The sequence below is a fragment of the Pseudocnuella soli genome, from assembly GCF_004347775.1.
Classification (GTDB): domain Bacteria; phylum Bacteroidota; class Bacteroidia; order Chitinophagales; family Chitinophagaceae; genus Flavisolibacter; species Flavisolibacter aquaticus.
The window spans coordinates 3,039,237-3,062,635 of the sequence record NZ_CP037755.1 but is presented as its reverse complement, the minus strand read 5'-3'; the positions used below and the strand labels follow the sequence as shown (position 1 = coordinate 3,062,635).

Annotated in this window: 19 protein-coding genes and 1 tRNA gene; 11 read left to right on the top strand and 9 right to left on the bottom strand. The window is 48.8% G+C overall.

Annotation, left to right across the window (positions count from 1 at the left end; all coding sequences use genetic code 11):
* Positions 1–25: 25 nt before the first annotated feature.
* Both EPD17_RS20110 and EPD17_RS12465 read right to left on the bottom strand, forming a co-directional pair.
* On the bottom strand, positions 26–1,300 hold the full coding sequence (locus tag EPD17_RS20110; RefSeq protein ID WP_204743152.1) for a hypothetical protein: 1,275 nt from the start codon (positions 1,298–1,300) through the stop codon (positions 26–28).
* 210 nt (positions 1,301–1,510) lie between these two features.
* Entirely contained in the window at positions 1,511–2,761 is a 1,251-nt protein-coding gene (locus tag EPD17_RS12465) for a metallophosphoesterase (RefSeq protein ID WP_132054663.1), read from the bottom strand.
* A gap of 353 nt (positions 2,762–3,114) precedes the next feature.
* Between EPD17_RS12465 and EPD17_RS12460 the strand changes: the two genes are divergently transcribed.
* The 6 genes from EPD17_RS12460 to dapB all read left to right on the top strand — a co-directional run bounded on the left by EPD17_RS12460 (position 3,115) and on the right by dapB (position 7,604).
* Entirely contained in the window at positions 3,115–3,795 is a 681-nt protein-coding gene (locus tag EPD17_RS12460) for a metal-dependent hydrolase (RefSeq protein ID WP_132054661.1), read from the top strand.
* A 15-nt stretch (positions 3,796–3,810) separates the two neighbouring features.
* Positions 3,811–4,614, top strand: a complete 804-nt coding sequence (locus EPD17_RS12455; protein ID WP_132054659.1) for a ParA family protein — start codon at positions 3,811–3,813, stop codon at positions 4,612–4,614.
* 96 nt (positions 4,615–4,710) lie between these two features.
* Positions 4,711–5,073 (top strand): four helix bundle protein, encoded by a 363-nt coding sequence (locus tag EPD17_RS12450; RefSeq protein ID WP_132054657.1) that lies wholly within the window; start codon positions 4,711–4,713, stop codon positions 5,071–5,073.
* A 46-nt stretch (positions 5,074–5,119) separates the two neighbouring features.
* The gene (locus EPD17_RS12445) at positions 5,120–6,040 is read left to right on the top strand and encodes a ParB/RepB/Spo0J family partition protein (protein WP_114233998.1); all 921 of its coding nucleotides are present in this window, start codon (positions 5,120–5,122) and stop codon (positions 6,038–6,040) included.
* 92 nt (positions 6,041–6,132) lie between these two features.
* Positions 6,133–6,855 carry a DUF5683 domain-containing protein gene (locus EPD17_RS12440; RefSeq protein WP_132054655.1) on the top strand — a complete coding sequence of 241 codons (723 nt, stop codon included), beginning with the start codon at positions 6,133–6,135 and terminating at the stop codon, positions 6,853–6,855.
* 14 nt (positions 6,856–6,869) lie between these two features.
* Positions 6,870–7,604, top strand: a complete 735-nt coding sequence (dapB, locus tag EPD17_RS12435) for a 4-hydroxy-tetrahydrodipicolinate reductase (RefSeq protein WP_132054653.1) — start codon at positions 6,870–6,872, stop codon at positions 7,602–7,604.
* Positions 7,605–7,713: 109 nt separating this feature from the next.
* On the opposite strand, the gene EPD17_RS12430 is transcribed toward dapB, so the two are convergent.
* On the bottom strand, positions 7,714–8,205 hold the full coding sequence (locus EPD17_RS12430; RefSeq protein WP_132054651.1) for a CAP domain-containing protein: 492 nt from the start codon (positions 8,203–8,205) through the stop codon (positions 7,714–7,716).
* A gap of 173 nt (positions 8,206–8,378) precedes the next feature.
* On the opposite strand from EPD17_RS12430, the gene EPD17_RS12425 reads away from it, so the two are divergent.
* Positions 8,379–10,187, top strand: a complete 1,809-nt coding sequence (locus EPD17_RS12425) for a nitronate monooxygenase family protein (protein WP_132054649.1) — start codon at positions 8,379–8,381, stop codon at positions 10,185–10,187.
* 51 nt (positions 10,188–10,238) lie between these two features.
* Here the strand turns inward: EPD17_RS12425 and EPD17_RS12420 are convergent, their stop codons facing one another.
* The 6 genes from EPD17_RS12420 to EPD17_RS12395 all read right to left on the bottom strand — a co-directional run bounded on the left by EPD17_RS12420 (position 10,239) and on the right by EPD17_RS12395 (position 16,282).
* On the bottom strand, positions 10,239–12,695 hold the full coding sequence (locus EPD17_RS12420) for a S9 family peptidase (RefSeq protein WP_132054647.1): 2,457 nt from the start codon (positions 12,693–12,695) through the stop codon (positions 10,239–10,241).
* A gap of 53 nt (positions 12,696–12,748) precedes the next feature.
* Positions 12,749–13,555 (bottom strand): orotidine-5'-phosphate decarboxylase, encoded by an 807-nt coding sequence (gene pyrF / locus EPD17_RS12415; RefSeq protein ID WP_132054645.1) that lies wholly within the window; start codon positions 13,553–13,555, stop codon positions 12,749–12,751.
* 50 nt (positions 13,556–13,605) lie between these two features.
* Complete coding sequence (kynU, locus tag EPD17_RS12410; protein WP_132054643.1) at positions 13,606–14,886, bottom strand: kynureninase; 1,281 nt, start codon at positions 14,884–14,886, stop codon at positions 13,606–13,608.
* 104 nt (positions 14,887–14,990) lie between these two features.
* Complete coding sequence (locus EPD17_RS12405) at positions 14,991–15,194, bottom strand: hypothetical protein (RefSeq protein WP_132054641.1); 204 nt, start codon at positions 15,192–15,194, stop codon at positions 14,991–14,993.
* Between the two features lie 80 nt (positions 15,195–15,274).
* On the bottom strand, positions 15,275–16,060 hold the full coding sequence (locus EPD17_RS12400; RefSeq protein ID WP_132054639.1) for an SDR family oxidoreductase: 786 nt from the start codon (positions 16,058–16,060) through the stop codon (positions 15,275–15,277).
* A 135-nt stretch (positions 16,061–16,195) separates the two neighbouring features.
* A tRNA-Ser gene (locus EPD17_RS12395) sits at positions 16,196–16,282 on the bottom strand.
* 215 nt (positions 16,283–16,497) lie between these two features.
* Here EPD17_RS12395 and EPD17_RS12390 point away from each other — a divergent pair.
* From EPD17_RS12390 to EPD17_RS12375, 4 genes are all read left to right on the top strand, one after another.
* Complete coding sequence (locus EPD17_RS12390; RefSeq protein WP_132054637.1) at positions 16,498–19,341, top strand: S8 family serine peptidase; 2,844 nt, start codon at positions 16,498–16,500, stop codon at positions 19,339–19,341.
* A gap of 5 nt (positions 19,342–19,346) precedes the next feature.
* Positions 19,347–21,089 (top strand): amidohydrolase family protein, encoded by a 1,743-nt coding sequence (locus tag EPD17_RS12385; protein ID WP_132054635.1) that lies wholly within the window; start codon positions 19,347–19,349, stop codon positions 21,087–21,089.
* Positions 21,090–21,554: 465 nt separating this feature from the next.
* A complete protein-coding gene (locus EPD17_RS12380) occupies positions 21,555–22,553 on the top strand; it encodes an NADP-dependent oxidoreductase (protein ID WP_132054633.1) in 999 nt (332 codons plus the stop codon).
* Between the two features lie 69 nt (positions 22,554–22,622).
* Positions 22,623–23,321, top strand: coding sequence for a type 1 glutamine amidotransferase domain-containing protein (locus tag EPD17_RS12375; protein ID WP_132054631.1), 699 nt, complete (start codon positions 22,623–22,625; stop codon positions 23,319–23,321).
* Positions 23,322–23,399 lie beyond the last annotated feature (78 nt).

Here is a 23,399-nt window from a genome sequence, read left to right as displayed (position 1 = left end):
AATGCTGTTAAAGAAAAGTGTTTTATTAAAATATTACCCCGGTGGACACCATGAAGTTGGTGGTCCAGTGCTTGCCTGTTTCGGGAATGTAATAGTCGACAATAAACTGTGGTTGCAGGTACCATTTACCGCGGGTGTAGGCGGTACGTAAAAAAGCGGTTATGGATAAGGGTTGGAACCTTGATTTTTCCTCAAGCGCCACCTGGTCGGAGGCAAACGGTTTGAACGCAGCCGAGTTGATGCGCCATGAAGATTGCGTGGTTTGATTGAGGCCAAACCTTTGTGTACCGCCGTTTACGGTAAGCTGTGGTGTAAAACGTATATGGTCTTTTTTGGAAAATGCTTCCATCCAGTAAAAGTCGTGGCGCACCGATACACTAACAGCAATATCATAATAATGTTCTTCGGTTTCGGTGCGGGAAATAATATCAACCGGGATTACCTCATCGCCGCCGTTGCGGCCATTTCCGTTGTTGCCATTGTTTCCGTTATTACCGCCGTTACCATTTCCGTTCCCGTTCCCGTTATTGCCATTGCCATTGCCGTTACCGTTCCCATTGTTTCCATTTCCATTGCCGTTGTTGCCGTTCCCATTCCCGTTATTTCCGTTATTGCCGTTTCCGTTATTTCCATTACCTCCATTCCCGTTGCCATTTCCATTGTTTCCATTACCGTTACCCCTGCCCGGCTTTTTCTCTTTGTTTAGTTCCTTTGTTTTCTTCCGGATCAGTTCAATGAAAGTGGCATACTCTTCCACACTCGACTGGCTGCCCCAGCCATAGCTCATGGTCAGCGAAGGTTTAAGCCAGCTGTTGCGGTAAATAAAATAAGCCGACGCTTCATTTTGCAGCGGCGATGTATAAAACCACAGCGAATCGGACGTAAAAAAGCGGGTAAAAGCGATGCCGGTGGCAAACTTGTGCGACTTTAAGTAATCGTATGATAGCGATGCGAGGTACTGGTAAGGTTCGGGTTTGCCGCCATTCATGACGAGTGCCGCGCTGCCGCCAATGCCCAACCCGCTCTTGTGGTAATAACCCGCGGCCGGTGAAAACATCAATGCGGACTGGGTTTCGAGGTCTCTGCCTTTGGGCACAGTCAGCAGGCGGTTACCAGCGGTCAATGAAATTGTAGCAAAGCTTTTTGGCCGGGTCAGCGAATCGAGAAAAGTATCAAGTTCGGAAAAAAGAACAGCGTAGTCGTCTTCAGTCAACGCACCGATGCTGGTTGTATCTTTTTGTGCCTGGCAAACAGGCGCAAAAAGCTGGAGCAACACGTATAGGCACAAAATGCGCAGCATCGTATCAGGTGAAATGTGGGTTTAATGATTCTGCGGCCGGCCGCCGAAAACTCTTTTGAATAACAACTTTTTCTATGCCAAGGTAACAAAACCCACCGAAGTGCGGCAAACCTAATATAGTCCAGCTTAGGTTTTTGCTTGCAAATCAACTCGTATCGAAAGTTTTGTCCGCAGAGAAGAAACGCTCATAACTGCGACCTAATTGCATTTTTACGCCAATTCAAAAAGCGTGATCTCCGGTAAAATGCCCACCCTTCCGGGATAGCCAATGAAACCAAATCCTCGGTTGACGTACAGCTTTTGGTTGCCCCGACTGTACAATCCCGCCCATTGCTCGTACACATATTGCACCGGGCTCCAGCGCAGCCAGGGCAGCTCCACGCCAAATTGCATGCCGTGGGTGTGGCCGGCCAGCATCAGGTCAATGTCGGCGTATTGCGGCAGCACTTCGGCATCCCAATGCGAGGGATCGTGGCTGAGCAGGATTTTAAAAGGCAAGTGCTCGGCACCTTTGTAGGCCTCGGAGAGTTTGCCATATTTTGGAAAACGGGCTTTGGCGCTCCAGTTTTCCACACCCAGCAAACCTATTTGTTCGCCATTGCGTTCCAGTACCGCGTTTTGGTTCAGCAGCAGTTGCCAGCCCATTTCGCCATGGATCTTTTTCAGCATTTCCAGGTTCTGCCGTTTGTGCGCCGGCGATTCCCACTGCTCATAATCGCCGTAATCGTGGTTGCCCAAAATGGAATACACGCCCAGCGGCGCAGCGAGGTTTTTAAAAACTTCTTTCAACCCCGCCATTTCATCGGCTCGGTTGTTCACCAGGTCGCCGGTAAAAACCACCAGGTCCGGTTTGAGGCTGTTGATCTTTTCCACGCCTTTTTTCACTGCATCGTGGTTGAGCAGGCTACCGCTGTGTATGTCGGAGATCTGCACCACCTTCATGCCCTTGAATGCTGCAGGCAGGTTAGCAAACTGCAGCGGCACTTTTCGAACCCGGTAATCGTATTTGTTGGAAAAGCCATATAGCAGCGTTCCCAGCACTCCGCCACCCAGGCCAATGCCTGCCCAGGTTAAAAAATGCGACCGCGAAATGGTTTCGCCCTCCTGGAATTGTGCTCCCTCGGTATTATTGAAAAACAGTTTGCCCGCCGCCCACTGGATCAGCCGCCTGATGTCATCAATGAGCAGGAACAAGGCCACCAACACTTTTGCAAAAAACAAGGCAATAATGGTGGCAAACACCACCGACCGCAACCCTTGCGACCAGGTATCGAGTTTGAGTAGCGGCAGCAAAATCAGTGTGAGCAGGGCCAGAATGGAAATGGTCCAGTAAAGGCCATATATAATGGTGCGGGTGCGGGCGCCGGCAGCCGCCGAAACCAGTTTTACCGCTTGGAAAACGTATATGTCCAGCACCACCATCAACCCTACAATGATGAGCCAGAAGGGTGAATTTCGCATGAATTGATCTTTTAATTCGTTGGGCTAAAATGACTTGCCTCGGATTGTTTGCAATATTATCCAGCCGGGCAAATGCGGTGCAAAGAAATAGGAATTACGGCGCAATCGGCCATTTGGCCGGCGGCCGCCCTAATCTTTCCACATCCCTTGTTTTGCCGCCTGATGCTGTATTTTTGCAAAACTTTCGGAAACAGCCTTTTATACAAATGAATAGGCCTTTGGTTGGTGACGGGTGGCGATGGGGCCGGATCACCTTTCATTTAATATTTAAGGGGTCTTACTTTCGCGACGGCATCATTGGTGCCTGAACAAACGGTGCCAAATCTGTTTCACCCAAATAAAAAGAAAACATCATGCGCTTAACTTTTTACGGGCATTCCTGCTTCGGACTGGAAATTGGTGGTACACATATATTGGTAGATCCGTTCATAACGCCAAACGAAAAAGCGGCGGGAATCGACATAGCTTCTATCAAAGCCGATTATATCCTGGTATCGCATGGGCATGCCGACCACGTGGCCGATTGCGTGGCCATTGCGCAGCAAACCGGCGCCACCGTTGTGGGAAGTTTTGAAGTGTGCAACTGGCTGCATTCGAAAGGCGTAGCCAAAATCCACCAGATGAACACCGGCGGTGTAAAGGCTTTTGAATGGGGCTCTGTACGCTGCACCAATGCACTCCACTCTTCCTCTATGCCCGATGGTACGTATGGCGGCAACCCGATGGGTTTTATAATTTCGGCCGGCGGCCAAAACCTATATTACAGCGGCGATACGGCCCTTACGCTGGACATGCAGCTTATCCCCAGGTGGGGAAAGGTTAACTTTTCCGTATTGCCAATTGGCGATAACTTCACAATGGGTTATGAGGATGCGGTAGAAGCAGCGCGGATGGTTCAATGCACTACGGTGGTAGGCGTCCATTACGATACTTTCCCTCCTATTATTATTGATCGCGAACAAGCAAAAAAGGCTTTTGCTGATGCGGGTATCCAGCTATTGCTGCCTGCTATTGGCGAAACCATTGATATTTAAATACTATCCGAACGAATGGCCAGAATCATAGGTGTAGCCAATCAAAAAGGCGGTGTGGGCAAAACTACAACCGCCATTAACCTTGCAGCTTCTTTTGCGGTGCTGGAATACAAAACGCTGCTGATCGACGCCGATCCGCAGGCAAACAGCACTACCGGCGTGGGTTTTGACCTGCAGAATGTGACGCAGAGCCTGTACGACTGCATGGTGAACAATGCAACGGCCCGGGATGTGATCCTGAAAACCGATATACCCTATCTCGATCTCATTCCTTCGCATATTGATTTGGTGGGCGCCGAGATTGAAATGATCAATTACCCCAACCGGGAAAGCGTGCTGAAAGGCTTGGTGGACGAGGTGCGCAACGACTATGATTTTATCATCATGGACTGTTCGCCGTCGCTGGGCCTGATCACGGTAAATGCGCTGACCGCTTCTGATTCGGTAATTGTGCCGGTGCAGTGCGAATTTTTTGCCCTGGAAGGTTTGGGCAAATTGCTGAACACCATCAAGATTGTACAAAGTCGCTTGAACACGTCGCTGGTGATCGAGGGTATTTTGATGACCATGTACGACGGCCGCCTGCGCCTTTGCAACCAGGTGGTGAACGAAGTGCGCCGCCATTTCGAAGACCTAGTTTTTGCCACAATTATCCACCGCAATGCCCGCCTCAGCGAAGCGCCCAGCGTAGGTAAACCGGTAATTTTATACGATGCCAACAGCAAGGGTTCGGCCAACTACCTGAACCTGGCGAAGGAGATTTTGCAGAAGAACAATATGACCAAGATTCCGCAGGAGGAACGGACGATGGAACTGTAGGTATTAGTCGGGAGTTATGAGCCGGGAGTTGGCAATCGAAAAAATTTTTTGCTGTCTGTTCAAATGGCTTTGATAAACTGTTTCAACTAAAACTAAATGGGCGACCTGAAAAGCCTGATTGTGTACCAAAAAGCGTTTCAGTTGGCCCTGGACATTCATCAGGTTTCACAAGCGTTTCCTCCTGACGAGAAATTTAGTTTAACCTCCCAAATAAGGCGGTCGAGCCGCTCTGTTTGCGCTAATCTTGCAGAAGCTTACCGCAGAAGAAAATACAGGCAACATTTTTTATCGAAACTTGCCGATTGCGAATCGGAAAATACGGAAACAGCTGTCTGGCTTGATTTTGCCTTTGCATTTAAATATTTTAACGACGCAGTCTTCAAAGATTTTTCAGACCGAAACGTTGAAGTCGGCAAAATGATTTGGTTCATGATTCAAAATCCCGATCGTTTTTGCTGAATGAAAACAGACCCTGAACTTTGAACTCTGAACTACGAACTAAATAATGAGTACTCCCAAACCTAATAAAGACTTACTCGGTAAAGGAATCCGTTCCCTGTTGCAAGGCATTGACTCGGAGTTGAAAAACACTTCGGGCAACCTGAAAGAAAACGCAGTGGAAGCCGCTACCGGCATCCTGCGCATCCCGGTGGCACAGGTGGAACCGAATCCCAAGCAGCCGCGCCGCGATTTTGATGAGCAGGCCCTGCAGGAACTGGCACAATCCATCCGAATCCACGACATTATCCAGCCCATTACGGTATCGAAAGTGGGCGCCAATAAATACCGCCTTATTTCCGGTGAACGCCGTTGGCGTGCCGCTAAGTTGGCCGACCTGAAAGACATTCCGGCCTACATCCGCCAGGCCAACGACCAGGAACTGCTGGAACTGGCCTTGCTTGAAAACCTCCAACGCGAAGACCTCAATGCCATGGAAGTGGCGCTAAGCTATAAGCGCATGATGGAAGAGTTGGAATATACGCAGGAGCAGGTAGCCGAACGCATGGGCAAAGACCGCAGCACGGTGACCAACTATATTCGTTTGCTGAAATTGCCGCCAGATATCCAAGTGGCGGTGCGCAGCGGCGAGCTGAGCATGGGCCATGCCCGTGCTCTCATCAACGTAGATACGGTGGACAAGCAACTTTATATTTTTAACCAGATCAAGGAAAAAGCCCTGTCCGTAAGGCAAACCGAAAACCTGGTGCGGGCCCTGTATAAGGAAGCCACACCCGATGATAAAAAGGGCGCCACTCCTTCCCTGCCGCCGGTGTATAAAAAAATTGAAGACAAACTGGCTACGCATTTCAGCACTAAAGTGGCGCTGAAACACAGCAAGAATGGCAGCGGGCAGATTTCCATCGATTATTATTCGCTACAGGAGCTGAACAAACTGCTGGAGCAAATGAATGTGACGATCGAATAAAATCGGTTACTGACAAGCTGCAGCGTTTTGTGCAAGCGCATGATCATGCAAGTACCTGATCGAAACATTTTCATACAAGAAAGAAACAATTGTTGGCGAAAGGAAATTTATATAAAACCGTTGTTACCCCGTTTTGTGTAACGCTGCTGGTGTTGATGTTGCATAATGCAGCGGCACAGCAAAAAGATACACTTAACCAGAACAGCAAAGTGGTGGTGCAAACCGATACCACCAAACCCCTGATGCGTGCCGATTCGCTGGTGCGGCTGGCGCCACCGGTATACGACAGCAAAGTAGACTCGGTTGTAAAAGTTCACTCACCCCGCAAAGCAGCCATCCGTTCGGCCATCCTGCCCGGTTGGGGACAGATCTACAATGGTAAATACTGGAAGTTGCCCATCGTGTATGGCGCATTGGGTGTGTCGGGTTATGTTTTTTTTACCAATATTCAAACCTACCGCGACCTGCGTTTTGCCTACCAGGCAAAATATAAAGCATCGCTTCCGGTACGGAATCCCAATGATCCAAGCCAGCGCGGGCCTTTTAGAGACACTACCGACCTGATCCGCATCAAGCCGGAATACATGCCCTATGACCAGGAGTCGCTGCGTTACAACCGCAACAACTTCCGCAAATACATTGATTACTCGTTCTTATTCTTTATAGCGCTCTGGGGCCTCAATGTGGTGGATGCAACCGTTGATGCACACCTCAAAGCTTTTGATGTAAGTCCGGATTTAAGCCTGCGGTTTAAAGCAGGATATTTTGATGTGGCCCGAACCGGTGGTGTTGGACTGGTGCTCACCTTTAAATAAACAATTGCAACGATATGCGCATTGCACTGATCGGTTATGGAAAAATGGGGCAAATGATTGAAGCCATTGCCCTGGAACGCGGCCACGAGATTGTATTAAAAATATCCATCGACAATACTCCCGATTTTACAAAAGAAGCGGTGCAACCGGCCGATGTTGCCATTGAGTTTACTACGCCGCACAGCGCCTTTGCCAACGTAACGCAATGTCTGCAGTGGGGCGTGCCGGTAGTATCGGGCTCCACCGGTTGGAACGACCGACTGGATGAGGCAAAACAAATGTGCGTTGAAAATGGCGGAGCGTTTTTACATGCGTCCAACTTCAGCATTGGGGTAAACATTTTTTTCGAGGTAAATAAATTGCTGGCACGCCTGATGGCCACCCATCCCGAGTATGAGGCATCGTTAAAAGAAATCCATCATACCGCAAAACTTGATGCACCCAGCGGCACTGCTGTAACTCTTGCTGAGCAGGTGTTGCAGGCCCTTCCGCACAAAAAGGGCTGGACCAACGAGCCTGCGCAAAACAGTGCGGAGCTCTCCATCATCAGCGAACGGGTGGATCCGGCACCGGGTACGCATCATGTAAAATACACATCGGAAATCGACGACATCGAGATCATTCATACCGCACACAGCCGCAAAGGATTTGCACTGGGCGCCGTGCTGGCTGCCGAATTTGTGGCCGGTAAAAAAGGTGTTTTTTCAATGAGTGATGTGTTGGGTTTAGGCGCCGCAAATACGCAATAATTAATGTGCCATAAACATCAATTATTCGCCAGATTTTGTTGTGTGTAAAATGACATAACTAAACCTTAAATAAACAAAGAAGCCAGTGCGATTGCACTGGCTTCTTTGTTTATTTCGATCCAAAATTCTGCGTCCAATATTGTCCCACTCGGGCTACACCCATTTCTTTGTATTTCGGGTTCAGCATGTTTTTGCAATGCCCCGGGCTTTGCTTCCACGCGTCCACCACTTCGTTCTCGTTTTTATAACCAAGACCGATATTCTCGCCGAACGTCATCCAGCGGTACCCAGCCGCATCGATGCGTTCGCCGGCATTGTTGCCCTCCGGCGAATAGTGATTGAAATATTTCCGCGTTTGCATGTCCTTACTGTGCACCAGTGCCGCCTGTTCCAGTTGGTCGTTCCAGGTAAGTGCGGGTGCTGCGGGGTAAAATGTATCGCCACATTTGCCACCGGTACTTCGGAATTTATTTACCAACCTTAAAATGGTTGTTCTATTCAGCCCTTCGCCCGGAATGGGCCGGAGTGCAGGCTTCTGCGGCGTTGGGTCGCCGGATAGTGCAAAGGTCAGGATCGAGGAAAGCAAGATGTTGTATGGCATAGGATCAGTCTTACTTCACCATAACAATTGGCAACGCCTAAAAATTGCAGGTGCGCCGTTAAAAAAATGTTGGTTTATGACCTTATGAAAAAATTTGGAAACAGCCCAATGATACCAGTCATATAGTGGGCGAAAAATATACCTTCTCTTTGGGCCAAAACATATTCAAAGGCATGCAGTCACCGCACCAGTTTCACATCCCGGTTATGGGATTGGCTTACACCATCGACTCCCCCATTAAAGTTGCCCGCTTTGGAATTGCATCGGTTATTTCCATTGTTGAAGACCGGCTCATAGAAATGATGCGGCAGTATTATTGCCAAAACCTCGACCGCCCATTTGTGCCAATTTCCAATAAAGAAGAAGATTACCGGGCACGGCGCATTACCGAGTACCTCAACATGGTGCAGCAAATAGTTCAGGAGCAAGTGAGCAAATTGAAACAGCAGGCTTTTGAAGCAGGCAGCGAAATTGCCAAATATTTTGAAATGCTGCCGCCGGGAAGCTTTCTGCAACATGCTTACCAAACCATGCTGCAAACAAAAGAAACGGCAATTCAATACGGCCAGCAACAATGGCTGCGCCAGCAAATTATCCCGGGTTCGATTGATGTAAACATCATGACCAAGGTGGATAAAGCTAACTACAACAAGGAAGGTGTATTGATTGAGAACGGGTCGGATGCATCGGCTGCGCTGCGTGGATATATGAACAGTGACCTTACCGATTCTTCCATTATTTTTTCAGCCGGATTAAATCCAAGATTATACAATTACCTCGAATCATTTCGCGAACTCGATGCAACGCCAACTGGTGAATTTTCAAAAAAAGTGGTCATTAAAGTAAGCGACTATCGGTCGGCCCTCATCCAGGGAAAATACCTGGCGAAAAAGGGGATTTGGGTCAGCGAGTTTCGCATTGAATCGGGCCTGAACTGCGGTGGACATGCATTTGCTACCGAAGGGTTTTTACTGGGTCCCATCCTGCAGGAATTTAAAGATAAAAGAGCCGAACTTTCCGATGCGCTGTTCTCCCTCTACGCTCCTGCCATTGCGGCTAAAACAGGCGCACAATTTAACCATCCGCACCCTATCAGGTTTACCGTGCAGGGTGGCATTGGCACGGCCGAAGAAGCAGCATTTTTACAAACACAGTATGGCATGGAAAGCACCGGCTGGGGTTCACCTTTCCTGCTGTGCCCCGAAGCAACAACGGTTGACGCAGACACCTTGCAGCAACTGTGCGCTGCCGGCGAAGGCGACATTGTGCTGAGCCACAATTCCCCATTGGGCGTGCGGTTTCATTATTTGAAAAACACGACAGGCGAACAGGAAAAACTGGATCGCATACTGAGCGGCAAAGCGGGCAGCCCCTGCACCGAGAAGCACCTCGTGTCGAATACCGAATTTACCAAAGAGCCCATTTGCACCGCGTCGGTAAAATACCAGCGGCTGAAACTGGCGCAATTGAATGCAGCGACAGAACCGGCTCCAGATTATGCGTTGCAAAAACAAAAAATTCTCGATAAGGAATGCCTCTGTGTCGGCCTGATCAATTCGGCGGTAAAGGCTTACCAGTTGCCCATTTTAAAAAGGCAGGAAGGCGTTACCATTTGCCCCGGGCCCAACACGGCTTACTTCGACAAGGAGGTGACGTTGCAGCAAATGACGGATCATATTTATGGCCGCACCAACATAATTTCCAATGCCAAAAGGCCGCATTTTTTGATCAAAGAATTAGGGCTGTATTTAGGTTATTTGCAGGAACAGATGGCCGAGCAAGCACATACTTTAAAGGATGGTCTTTCCAAACAGTTGATCACATTCATTCAAAACCTGCAGGAAGGCATTGCGTACTATGGTAACATGGTTGAACAAATTACGAACGACCAAAATCAGCAGGCCATTTTTATGCAAGCATTGAAAAATGCAAAACAAAAGCTGGAAAGTTTGCTGCCGCGAAAAGTGGCACAACCAGCCTAACAAAAAAGCATAAAAAAAGCGCAGAAATGATCTGCGCTTTTTTTATGCTTTTTATTTTTTCCGCTCTACCTCTCGGTCCATTTCTTCAATGCTTACCGGGAAGTCTTTCTTTCCCAGCAAGTGCTCGCTGAAGTAGTCGGCCATACGCCAGAACGAGTACTCGGTCATATCGCCAAATGCGTGCCGCTGACCGGGCAAGATCACCAGATCGAAACGCTTGTTTGCTTTGATCAAAGCATTGGCCATGCGGATGGTATTGCCTGGGTGAACGTTGTTGTCAATGTCGCCGTGCATCAGCATCAGGCGGCCTTTCAAGTTCTTTGCCAGTTCGGGGTTTTTGTCAATAGCATAGGCAAATGTGGTATCGCCTTTTTCACCCACCACTTCTTTTACGCCATGGTGTTTTTCGCTCCACCAGCGGTTGTAAATCGAGTTGTCGTGGTTGCCGGCAGTTGATACCGCCACTTTAAAAAAGTCGGGGTACACCAGCAGCGCAGCGGTGCTCATAAAGCCACCACCCGAATGCCCGTGAATGCCCACACGGGAAACGTCAATGAAAGGGTAACGATCGCCCAGCTGCTCCACGGCTGCTTTTTTATCAGCAAGGCCATAATCGCGCAGGTTGCCGTAGCCGTAGTTGTGGTACCACTTGCTGCGGCTGGGGTGTCCGCCACGGTTGCCTACGGTTACTACCACAAATCCTACTTGTGCTAGGCGGTCAATGCGATCCATACCGCGGCCAAAAGCTTTATTTACTGCTTCGGTTTGCGGACCGGGATACACGTACTCAATTACCGGGTATTTTTTGGTCGAATCGAAGTTGAACGGCTTGTACATCACGCCATACAAGTCGGTAACACCATCGTCGGCTTTTACTTTAAAAATTTCGGGAAACTTATAGCCGGTGCTGAACAGCGCCGATAGGTCGGCCGTTTCCAGGTCCATTACTTTGCGGCCATCGGAAGTGTATAACACTGATTTTGGAACCGTGTTTACCCGCGAAAAATTGTTGACAAAATAATTACGCGAATCGGCCATGCTCATTTCATGCTCAAAGTCACCGGGGTTGAGCAGGCGCAAACCAGTACCGTCGAAATTGACGCGGTACAGGTGGATATAATAAGGATCCTCGCCTTTTTCGCGGCCATTGGCAGAGAAATACAGCACCCTTGCTTTTTCGTCAATGCCCACAATGTCTTCGCAGTGCCAGGCACCGGATGTGATCTGGTTTTTCAGTTTGCCGGCACCATCGTACAGGTAAAAATGCGCCCAGCCATCGCGTTCGCTCCAATGGATCAATTCCTGTCCACCGTTTACCAAACCAGGCCTGCGTGTTTCAATGTAGGTGTTCAGCTCCTCTCGAATAAGCGGTTGTACGGCACCGGTAGTAATGTTAACCGAGCAGAGGTCAATGCGCTTCAGGTCGCGGCTGGTGCGGTAGAAGTACAACTGGTTGGGCGTGCCCAGCCAGGTAAGTGTACGGTATTCATCATCGCGGCTGCTTTCTTTTACCGGCGCGGCTTGCAGGTTGATCACCTGGTCTTTGAATTGTTTGATGTCCAGTTCGCGGCGTTGTTTACTTTGTACATTAAATAGCAACACCTGAGGAATCGGCGCTTCTTTTTCGCCGGGCATGTGGTACTTGTAGGTTTCCAGCGTAGGCCTTGGCTCCGCAATTGAATTAATTACCCACAACGGTTTTACCTGCCGGTTGTCGGTGCGGATCACTGCAAAATGTTTTGAATCGGGGCTCCAGTAAGCAAATGCGCTTTTGCGCTTATCCTTATTTTTTTCCTTATCGATATTTGTTTCGCTGTTGCTTTCGCCAAAGCCAAAAAACTCGATGCCGTCAGTCGTCAATTGCTGCTCCACAATAGTACTGTCGGACTCATTCTGCAGCGCCTTTTCGTAGTTGGCGCGGTCCATCATGTAGAGGTTAAAACGGCGGGCAAACAAAATGGTTTGACCATCCGGTGAAATCGAAGCCCAGGACGGTTTTCTTTTCGGCTTTTTAAAACCGGTCAGTTCGGTTAGTTGGCCTGTATTGAGGTTGTATTCGAAATAATGCACCTTTCTTTCTTTCACCGGCTTTGCATCTTTTTTGGTGCTGTCGCGGCGTTCAATTTCCTGTGTGCTTTTTACTTCAAACTGGATGCGGGTTTCATCGCCAATGAAACGCATGCTGTCGATGCTGAGGTGTTGCGCATCAAATGGATCCTTTACGATCTTGGTGATCTCGGCAGCCATCTTTTCATTGTCGAATAGCGGGCGTTTTTGGCCTTTAGCGGCATCTACGAGGTACCAGGTTTTGCCGCTGGATGTAGACCATTCGTACCAAAAGCGGTCGCCGTTTTTTAACCAATGCGGGTCTACGGCAGTGCTGAAAATAAGTTTGTCTAATTTCTTGGGCGAGAACCGGGCGGCCATTTGGTAATTGGGCTCGGTGGCTTGTTGGGCATGGGAATAAATGAGTGCCAGGCACAACACAAGGGTTGAAAAAAATCTCATGTGAACTGAAACAAGTTTAAACTTTAAAAATCTGCAGCAGCAAGTTATTTAATTTACCGGATCAGGTAGCTTTTCATTTCGGCAGCGTACTGTGCCGCGGCGGCGGCGGCTTTTTCGGCAAAGTCTTCGCCCGAACCGGCATAAATCACGGCACGGCTTGCGTTTACTAAAAGGCCGCAATCTTGGGTCATAGCCTTGCTGGAAATGTCGGCCAAGCTACCGCCTTGTGCGCCAACGCCGGGCACCAGGTAAAAATGCTGCGGTGCAATTTTGCGGATGTTTTCAAAAGCTGCGGCCTGCGTGGCGCCGATTACAAACATCAGGTTATCAGGATTGCCCCAACCGGATACTTTGGTGAGCACCTGCTCGTACAACAAGCCATCGCCGCAAGGCTGGCGTTCAAAATCATCGGCACCCTTGTTGGAAGTAAGCCCCAGCACAATGGTCCACTTGCCTGTGTATTCCAGAAACGGCCGGATGCTATCCTCTCCCATATATGGCGCAACGGTAATGGAGTCAAAATTCAGTGTTTCAAAAAATGCTTTTGCATATTGCGCCGAAGTGTTGCCGATGTCGCCGCGTTTGGCATCGGCAATAGTGAAATGTGTGTCTGGAATATAGGCCACCGTTTGCTCCATTATTTCCCATCCCTTCGCTCCATGCACTTCATAAAATGCGGTGTTGATTTTATAAGCTACGCAATGATTTTTCGTTGCATCAATGATCGCTTTATTGAACGCTAAAATCGCATCAGGCTGATGGCGCAGGTGCACCGGAATTTTTTCCAGGTCGGTATCTAATCCGACACAGAGATAAGTGCCTTTCGAAAAAATTTGTTCGGTCAGTTGCTGGCGGGTCATGTATTATTGGGTGTAAAAATGTTTATGCAAAATGTGTTGACAGCGGGCTATTATTTTGCGGATGCGGCTGCCAGTCCTTCTTCGAGGTATTGGCAAAAAAGAAACACTTCCTCGAAGGTGTTATAAAGCGACACCGGTGCCACGCGGATCACGTCGGGTTCACGCCAATCGGCAAACACGCCTTTATCGGTAATGTACTGAAACACCTGCTTGCCAATATGGGGTACGAGTATCGACACCTGGCAACCTTTTGCACTGCTGGGTGTAATAATATGCAACAGGCCTTTGTTGGCTCTTTCAATTTGTTGTAATAGAAAATGAAGGTAATCGCTTAACTGTTGCCCTTTTGTTGCAAGCCGATCCATGCCGGCTTGTGCAAATATTTGTAATGCTGCAAAATGCACCGCGTATAATAGTGGCGATGGTGTGCTCAGTTGCCAGCCTTCGGCCGACGCAATGGGCACAAAACCTTTTTGCATGAGAAAACGCGTTTCTTTTTGATAACCCCACCAGCCGGCAAACCGCTGTAGTGAGTCATCTTTGTGGTAACGTTGGTGAATGTAACAACCAGCAATTGCACCCGGTCCGGAGTTGAGGTATTTGTACGAACACCAAGCTGCAAAGTCCACGTTCCAATCATGTAGTTGCAGCGAAATATTTCCAGCTGCATGCGCCAGGTCGAATCCACAGAGTGCGCCTGCATCATGTGCGGCCGACGTTATTGATTGCATGTCAAACGCCTGACCCGTGTAATAGTTGACACCACCCCAAAATACCAGCGCCAGGCTATCGCGGTGTTGATCAATAGCGGCAAGTATGGCGGCCGTAGTTATCTCAGTTTGCCCATCTTCGGGCTGCACTTCAATGATCACATCGGCAGGATCAAAACCGCGTTGGCGCACATGCGTTTCCAGCAGGTATTGATCGGAAGGAAAAGCTTTGGCTTCGCACAAAATCTTAGTGCGCTTGCCTGCTGTTTGGTAAAAAGTTACTAGGAGCAGGTGCAGGTTTACGGTCAGCGAGTTCATTACCACAATTTCTGAAGGCAATGCACCAACAATGTTAGCGAGTGGCTCCACCAATTTATCGTGGTAATGGAGCCATGGATCGCTGCCCATAAAAAAACCTTCCACGCCCCACTGTGCCCATTGATCCAACACCTGTTGCAGGTGCTGCGCTGTTTGCCGCGGCTGCAACCCAAGTGAATTGCCTAGAAAATAAATCTGGGCTGCGCCGTTCCTTTCTGGAATCAAGAATTCGGTGCGGAAAGAGGCCAGTTCATCTGCTGCGTCCAACTGGCGGGCAAAGGCGGCCGATGCTTCAAATTGCATGTTGCGAAGGAAAAAAAAAGCGGCCAGCCTGCAAAAAGAAAGAATAAGCCCCCGCTGCCGTCTTTAGGCAAAACCAGGCTACCGGGGCTTATCCGTTGTAAGTACTAATGACCTTGTGTGTCCTTGTCCGTATTGCGGTTAGGGTTATTGGTCCGAACATGGTCGGCAACATCCTGATCGTCGGCTGTGTACCGTTCCGTGATGTCGTCGTTCACCGGCTTGTTTTCCGGCTGCATTTTATTGGGCGTTCCTGTTTGGTTGTGCTCTTTGCTTGTATTGCCCGGTGTTGGTACATGATCTCTTGCCATAATAAACATTTTGTTTTCAGCGACAATAGGCATGCCAAAGGAAATCTGCAACAGAACTAGTTAGTTCTATAAAATGCATTTTAGAATGCACCGGTTCTGCCACCATCCACAGGGATGCTGGCACCATTGATATAAGCCGCTGCCGGTGTTGCCAGGAACGCAGCCAGCGCAGCTACTTCGGCGGCTTCGCCAAAACGCCTGGCCGGAATGGCCTGCTGCATTTCATTTGCCACAGTGGCTGCTTCCTTGCCATTGGCCCCAGCCGTGTGTTCAATCAGGCTGTCGAGGCGTGCCGTTTTGGTAAAACCAGGCAGCACATTATTTACCGTGATGCCCCACTGCCCTACTTCGTTGGCCCACGATTTAGCCCAGCCTGCCACTGCCGCACGGATGGTGTTGGATACGCCTAGGTTTGGCAGCGGAATTTTTACAGAGGTAGACACCACGTTAATGATGCGGCCATACCCCGCTTCCTTCATCCCGGGCAGCAGCGCCTGTGCTAATATTTGGTTGTTGGCAATATGCTGGAAAAAGGCTGCTTCAAATTGTGCCGGTGCTGCATCGGTAATAGGGCCGGCAGTTGGGCCGCCGGTATTGTTGACCAAAATGTGAATGGGACCAAATTGTAGTTGCTCGTTCACTGCTTTTTCTACTGCGCCTGCTACTGAAAAATCGGCTTGTGCAACGCGGTGTTGTTGCCCATCGCTGGTGCTCAGTGTGGCCAATGCATCCTGCAAACGTTCTTTATTCCGGGCCATTAAAATACATGTGGCACCTAACAGGGCCAGTTCCTGTGCAATGGCCAGCCCTATGCCCTGTGTGCTGCCACATATCAATGCCGTTTTATTATGAAGTGATAGATCCATAGTTTGAGATTTAGTATCGACGTATTGCAAGGTTAAAAGTACCGCCTTGTTGCTTGCGAAAATGCCTGCTGGTGTAAAGCGTTTTCGTTTTCGTTGAACACGAAAAAGCCTGTTTGCACATACAAACAGGCTTTGCGGAAAGGGAGGGATTCGAACCCTCGGTACAGTTGCCCATACAACGGTTTTCGAGACCGTCCCATTCGACCGCTCTGGCACCTTTCCTCTGGGGCGGCAAAAATAGTGGTTCGGCGCAATACTGCAAAAGGTAAAAATATAAGGCTGCTTGTTTCGTTCGTTTATCAAGTGCCATGCAGATGTCGCCGTATTGATTGTCGCAACAGAGCAATGGCACACTAAGCTTTGCACGCTTGCATTTTTTAAATAATAGCATTAGTATTGATCGTAATATTTCACCCGGCATCCAAAACCAATGCACTATGATTACAGACGAATTGGATCACCAACTTTCCATCATCAATGCACTCAAACTTCAAGCACAACTGCAGGCAGTGCAGCGCTACGAAAGTAGGCTGCAGGAAATAGAAGAAATCAGGCGACAGATAGAGCTGGTGCACCAGGGCAAGCTCTCGCTGGTGCAGATAGATACCAGTAAGGCTCGTGTGGACCAGCGGATTGAGCGGGAACATGCACCCCGCCATATTGCCGAAGAACGCATCAACGGTACCAACGATTTCCAGGATGCTTTTATCATTGATAAACTGGCGCATCTCAAAAACGCTGTGTGCCGGCTAACGTTAAACGGCCGCGGCCTGGGCACCGGCTTTATGGTTGCCGAGGGAATCATCATAACCAACCACCACGTGATTCCTGATGAAGCCACTGCGCAACGAATGGAAGTTGAATTTGGGTATGAATTCGATTCGAATAAAATTTTAAAAAAGGCCGACAAGTTTTCCCTGCACCCGCAATTGTTTTTTTGTACGTCGTCCATTGCGCCGGTTGCTGGCGATGCCACTTCCGGTCTTGACTTTACACTGGTCGCGGTCGATCCTTCGGCTAACCTTTCCCGTTATACTGTTGCCCCGCTTGATGGAACGCTGGGTAAAATTGTAATGGGCGAATTATGCATCACCATTCAGCACCCGGCAGGTGAACCTAAGAAAGTGGTACTGAAAAATATTTCGCTGCTCAAGCTTACGGAAACACATCTTATTTATGAGTCCGATACTTTGCCCGGTTCGTCGGGCTCCATGGTTGTCGGGCTGGGAACCGGCGAAATAATAGCGCTCCACCATGCAGGCGTACCCAAGCGCAATGCAGAAGGGAGGCCTGTAACAAAATCAGGCGCCGTTGCCTACCCGGGCACGCCGGACGAGCAAATTGCGTGGGAAGGAAACGAAGGGGTTCGGGTAAGTTGCATCATCAATGCTATTGAGCAAATGGCTTTGCCAAAGGCAATGGAACCTTTTCGGCAAAAGGTGTTGCGCCGCACCAACGATCGCCGGCAGATCAGGCAGGAGGCCGGGAAAATGGTAACAGAAAGTGTAAACGCCGCGGGCAATAACAAAACCGAAAAAAAGAATGTCAACATGGAAACAACAGCCATAAACATGGGCGACGGGCTGCAGGCAAATGAGCTTACCTCTTTTATTATACTGGTAAAAAACAAGCCGGTAAGCATATCACAAGTCAATGCATTTTTAACGGCACGATATGGCCGGCCGATCAAAATCCAGTTGCTGACGCCGGCTACCGCAATCGATGGCGCCGATGAATTGTTCGAGTTTGTTGCTTCGCCAAAAGTTTCGCTGTCGGATGAAGCCGCGGAACTTACCCGTTTTACTTACATACAAGCGGCGGAAGCCGATGTGCCGCTGGCGCTGAATACCTACATTAAAAAACGGGAAGGCGGCGCCGGCACGGAGTCGATTTATGAGTCCGGTGTAAAGGATAAAGTTTGGGAAGATGAATTTGCCTCTTGGAACGAAGAAGCATTTCAAAAAGAGTGGGCGGAAGCCGAGTTTGTAAAAGGCCGCGAAGCCCACGAGTTTAGGCGGTGGAACCACGATGCTGCCCGCTTTGATAAGCTAACCGATGAAGACTTTTCTTTTTTAAAAGAAAACCCGGTATTCATTGCGCAGCTGGACACGGGTTTTACGAACCATTTTAAAGTGGTAGGCGGTTTTGATCAGGACCTCGATGTTGATTTGATTGACAACGATTCCGATGCAACAGATGAATTGCAAGGCGGCGTCCTCAAGTTTCCCGGCCACGGCACCCGCACCGGCAGCATATTAATCGGTAAACAACCGCTGTTTGAGTTAACCGATAGCGCAACACAACACGATGGCAATTACGGATTGATATCCAAAGCCGGTTCACGCATCATTCCCTTTCGTATTGCAGAAACGGTGCTCTTGCTGAACCGGCAAAAAGAACTGGCCAAGGCAGTGGACCGAGCCATTGCATCTGGCGTGCAAGTAATGACCATGAGCATGGGTACTGCACCAACCATCACCACGGCGCGCCTTGCAAAAAAAACATACGATGCCGGCGTGATTTGGTGTTGCGCTGCAGGGAATGAGGTAAAATTTGTAGTAGCGCCTGCTGTATTTCCCGGTACCATTGCAGTGGCCGCACACAACCCGGATAACGGCCCCTGGCCAAAATCAAGTGTGGGCGATGCAGTGGATATTACGGCACCGGGACAAGATGTGTATGTGCCCATTTTTGCCAAAGGACCCAACGGTACCCGGCTGGACGATTTTGCATATGGCAGCGGCACATCGTACGCTACGCCACATGTGGCCGCAGCTGCAGCTCTGTGGCTGGCAAAATATAAAACAGAACTGCTGGACGTGAAAGGCTGGCAACGTGTGGAAGCATTCAGGACTGCCATTACTCAAACAGCAAGACAGCACGATAAACTGCCCGGCCGCGGATATGGCGCGGGTATACTCAATGTGGATGCGTTGCTGAACAGCAAAAAAGGCAGGCCGACACCGGAAATGATTGCAGGACTAAAGTATGCTTACGATGGATGGAACGAGCACCATTTTATTGCATCGCTGCAAGGCTGGACTGAGTTGTTTAAATCGTATTGGAACCTGGCACATGGCGGCTTGCGCCGGTTGTTTGGTATGGAAGCGATGGAATCGGCTGCAGCCAATGCCACTTTGAGTGATTTTTCCAAAACGCAGGAAACACTCCTTTTTGGTGGGGGCTCGTCGCTTGAAAGCGATGCTGCACTTTCACCTGACGAGGCGATTAGCCGCTTGCAGGTACTGAACAATCTTATTCTTCAAAATGCAAAAGCATAATCCACATGGCACATTTTGATTTTCATTTTCATCTCCTTTTTAAACATGCCATATCCGGAGACACCGATGCGAATGAACATACCGATGTCAATCAAAACATCGATGTAAAAGGATTTGCTGATTTGTTGGACTCTGCTTTTGGTGGCCCGTTTGAAAGCCAGGCGTCGCCGCAAATGGTGTTGCAAAGCCCGCTAAAATTTGGGTTGATCGCCATCTTATCCGTGGAGCATGCTTTTGTAAAAAGAATGATGCGCATACCGGGCTTTCGCCTGGAAAAGGCACTGCCGTTGGACCCCAAAATGGTGCAGCAAATAAAGAACAGCGAAGTAAGCTATCATGAGCTTTTTCAAAAGCAGGTAACGTTTACACGCGATACAATCCAAACACATGGTAAGGATTGGGACATGCTGTTGCTCAACCGCTCCAAAGACCGCGATGAGCCCGGTGTGTGGGAAGCCATCCGCAAAAGGGCAAATGCCAATATGCAGGACGCAATCAAACATCAACAAAATTATAAAGGCAGCCGCTGGTTTGCGCTTTCCATTGAAGGCGGTCACAACCTGAGCGAAGTGCCCATCCGAAACCAACAGGGTTTGATTCACCAGACCCCGGAAGAAACCCTGAAAAAACTTCAGGACCGCGAAGACGTTGATTTTTTGGCGATCAACCTGAGCCACCTGAGCCGCATTCCGGAGATGCAATTAAGCGGATTTGCACAGGGCCTGAACATGTCGGCACAAAAGGCGTTCAGGAGCCCCGACTTTCATCCTGCGGCGGAATGCGGGTTAACATTTTTGGGTAAAAAATTGGTTCGCCAGGCCCTCACCCACCCGGTTAAGCCCATTTTAATTGATGTGAAACACATGAGCCTTTATTCGAGGCTGCAATACTATCGCTACCGCGCAAAGCTTGCCGAGGAGCATGCGCAGGTTTCGAAACTGCCGGTCATTTCGTCGCACACCGGTTTTACGTTTACCACTTACTCCAATTTTATTGGCAACCAGCAATACCTGCCACAGGTGGATACCGATAGCGAAGGACTGCCGGTTACTACCATTGCGGCGCAGGAACGCAAAATTGGTAAGACAGATGACCACAACAACGAGGACCTGTTTGGAAACCCCTGGACCATTAATCTTTTTGACGAAGAAATTGAAGAAATTTTCAACACCAATGGAATGATCGGCATTTCGTTGGACCAACGGGTGCTGGGAACCCGCAAGATGTTTTTAGACGGCAAACGTAAATCGCATTATGAACCCGAACACCTGGCGCGGGAAGAGTACACCAAACTGTTTGAAAACGGGCAAGTGCCTGGTGCAGAAGCCGTGTTGCTGGAAGGCTTGCAAAGAGTGGTGCCGCTGCCCAGGGAACGCCACTCTATGCTGCTGGCGCTGCACCTGGTGCATGCGGTAAGGGTGGGCTTGAACGCAGGCATTGCAGGCCCCGCCGATGTGGACGACCCTTCGCCCTGGGATTACCTCTGCATTGGATCGGACTTCGATGGGTTGATCAATCCAATTAACTCAGTAAAAAATATAACGCAGATCGACCGGCTGAAAGGCGAGTTGATGCGTTACCTGCCACAGGCGGATAAAACGCTGCCATTTTACGAACATGAAAAAGCGCTGCGCTATGACCGGAACGGCACGGTGGACCGAAAGTATCTGGAATCCGTTATTGATAAGGTTTTAAGCATCAATGGCATCAGGTTGCTGATGCGGTTCAACAATAATTGGGGTATTTAAGTATATAAAAAATATCGACGCGGCCATGTGGAGATTGGTGCTGTTCAGATAAGAACAGGTAGCGCATGTGCAAGTAAAACCATTAATAAAAAGGCCCCTGATAATTTGATCAGGGGCTTTTTTGCATGAATATGGGGAATAGATTTTGAAAGCTGTAGCTGGTTTCAAAATTGTGAACGATTGCATCGAAATAGCCGTTTTGCCAATAAAACATTCTTTTAGTTGCATAACCGGATACAACCTGGTAGGAAGGAAACGCCCAGCCCGAGTAAAACTTTACAACGGATCACCGCTTCGTTCAACTTTTTTGCTCAAAACGTTGTTGTGTGGTGTACAACCGCTTCAAAGCCGCATGACAAATAACTGGTTTTATTAAATATAAAACCAGCCAACAATTAGCCGAAGTTTAGTTACTGGTATACTACGCTTGTTACCGGAATTACTTCACATACTAAATCAAAAAAGATGACAACTGAACAAATCGTATTGGCATCCAGACCAAAAGGTTTGCCGGTCGGTACCGACTTTCGGATGACGCAAGTTGAACTTCCGGAAATAAAGGCCGGGGAGCTATTGCTGAAGGGCCTGTACTATTCAGTTGACCCGTATATGCGCGGCCGTATGAACGATGCAAAATCTTATGCTCCGCCTTTTGAAATTGACAAGCCAATTTATGGAGGCGTAGTGGCTAAAGTAATGGAGAGTAAATCCGATCAATATAAAGCCGGTGATCTGGTGGTGGGCAATTTTCCCTGGCAAAAAGACTTTATTGCAACGGAAAAGGAAGCCAGAAAAATAGATGCCACCCTGGCGCCTCCCAGTTACTACCTCGGCGTACTGGGCATGACGGGATTAACGGCTTATTTTGGGTTGATGCATATCGGCAAGCCTAAAGCCGGCGAAACTGTAGTTGTTTCCGGGGCCGCAGGGGCGGTTGGAATCGTGGTCGGACAAATTGCTAAAATTCAGGGATGCCGGGTGGTGGGTATTGCCGGATCGGATGAGAAAACAAAACTATTGACCACTGAGTTTGGATTTGATGCTGCGATCAATTACAAAACTGCCTCCGATATGAATAAAGCCATTGCGGCGGCCTGTCCAAACGGCGTTGATGTTTACTTTGATAATGTGGGCGGCGAAATTTCAGACGCGGTTATCAAGACCATAAACTTCCATGCAAGGATCCCATTGTGCGGACAGATTTCTTTATATAATGCTACGGAAGCACCCATGGGGCCCCGGATACAACCGATCTTACTTACCCGTAGCGTATTGATGCAAGGTTTTATTGTCGGCAATTTTCAGGAACAATTTCCTGAAGGCATGCAACACCTGGCGCAATGGATCAGGGAAGGTAAATTGAAAAGTACCGAGACGCTTGAGCATGGCTTCGAAAATCTTCCAAATGCCCTGCTTGGATTGTTCAAAGGCGAAAACACAGGCAAAATGATCGTTGAGGCCTGACCGCATTTTCCCTAAAACAGTTTTCAAAATATTGCAAACAGCTTTATTGTTCACTTTAAAATCAAGATCATGAAAGTATTATTTGTACTGACCTCACATAGCGAGTTAGGCAACACCGGCAAGAAGACCGGATTTTGGGTAGAGGAATTTGCTGCCCCTTATTATGTAATGGCAGATGCGGGTGCCGACATTACCATTGCATCGCCCAAGGGCGGCCAGCCTCCCATCGATCCTAAAAGCGAAGCACCGGATGCGCAAACAGCAGCTACGAAACGGTACTATGCAGATGCGGCATTGAAAGAAAAAATGGCCAACACAAAAAAACTTGCAGATGTGAACGCGGCCGACTTTGATGCTGTATTTTATCCTGGTGGGCATGGGCCTATGTGGGACCTTTATGAGGACAAAAATTCGATTGCATTGATACAAAACTTTTGGTCGGCTGGCAAACCTGTGGCAGCAGTGTGCCATGCGCCATCTGCCTTGTTGAATGTGAAAGACGAAAATGATGAGCCGTTTGTGAAAGGAAAAAAGGTAACCGGATTTACCAACACAGAAGAAGAAGGCGTGCAATTGACCGACGTGGTGCCCTACCTGCTGGAAGATGAATTGAAGGCAAGGGGCGGCCACTATTCCAAAGGCAGCGATTGGGGTCCTTATGTAGTAGAAGACAATATGCTCATCACCGGGCAAAATCCGGCCAGCAGCGAAGAGGCAGCGGAAAGATTATTGGCTTTACTTAAGAAAAATACAGCGCCAGGTAATTAGTTACGCATGATTCAGCAAAATGCACCAGCGATAGAATAAATCGTTGCTGGTGCACTTTGTTTTTAGCGTGAATATGTA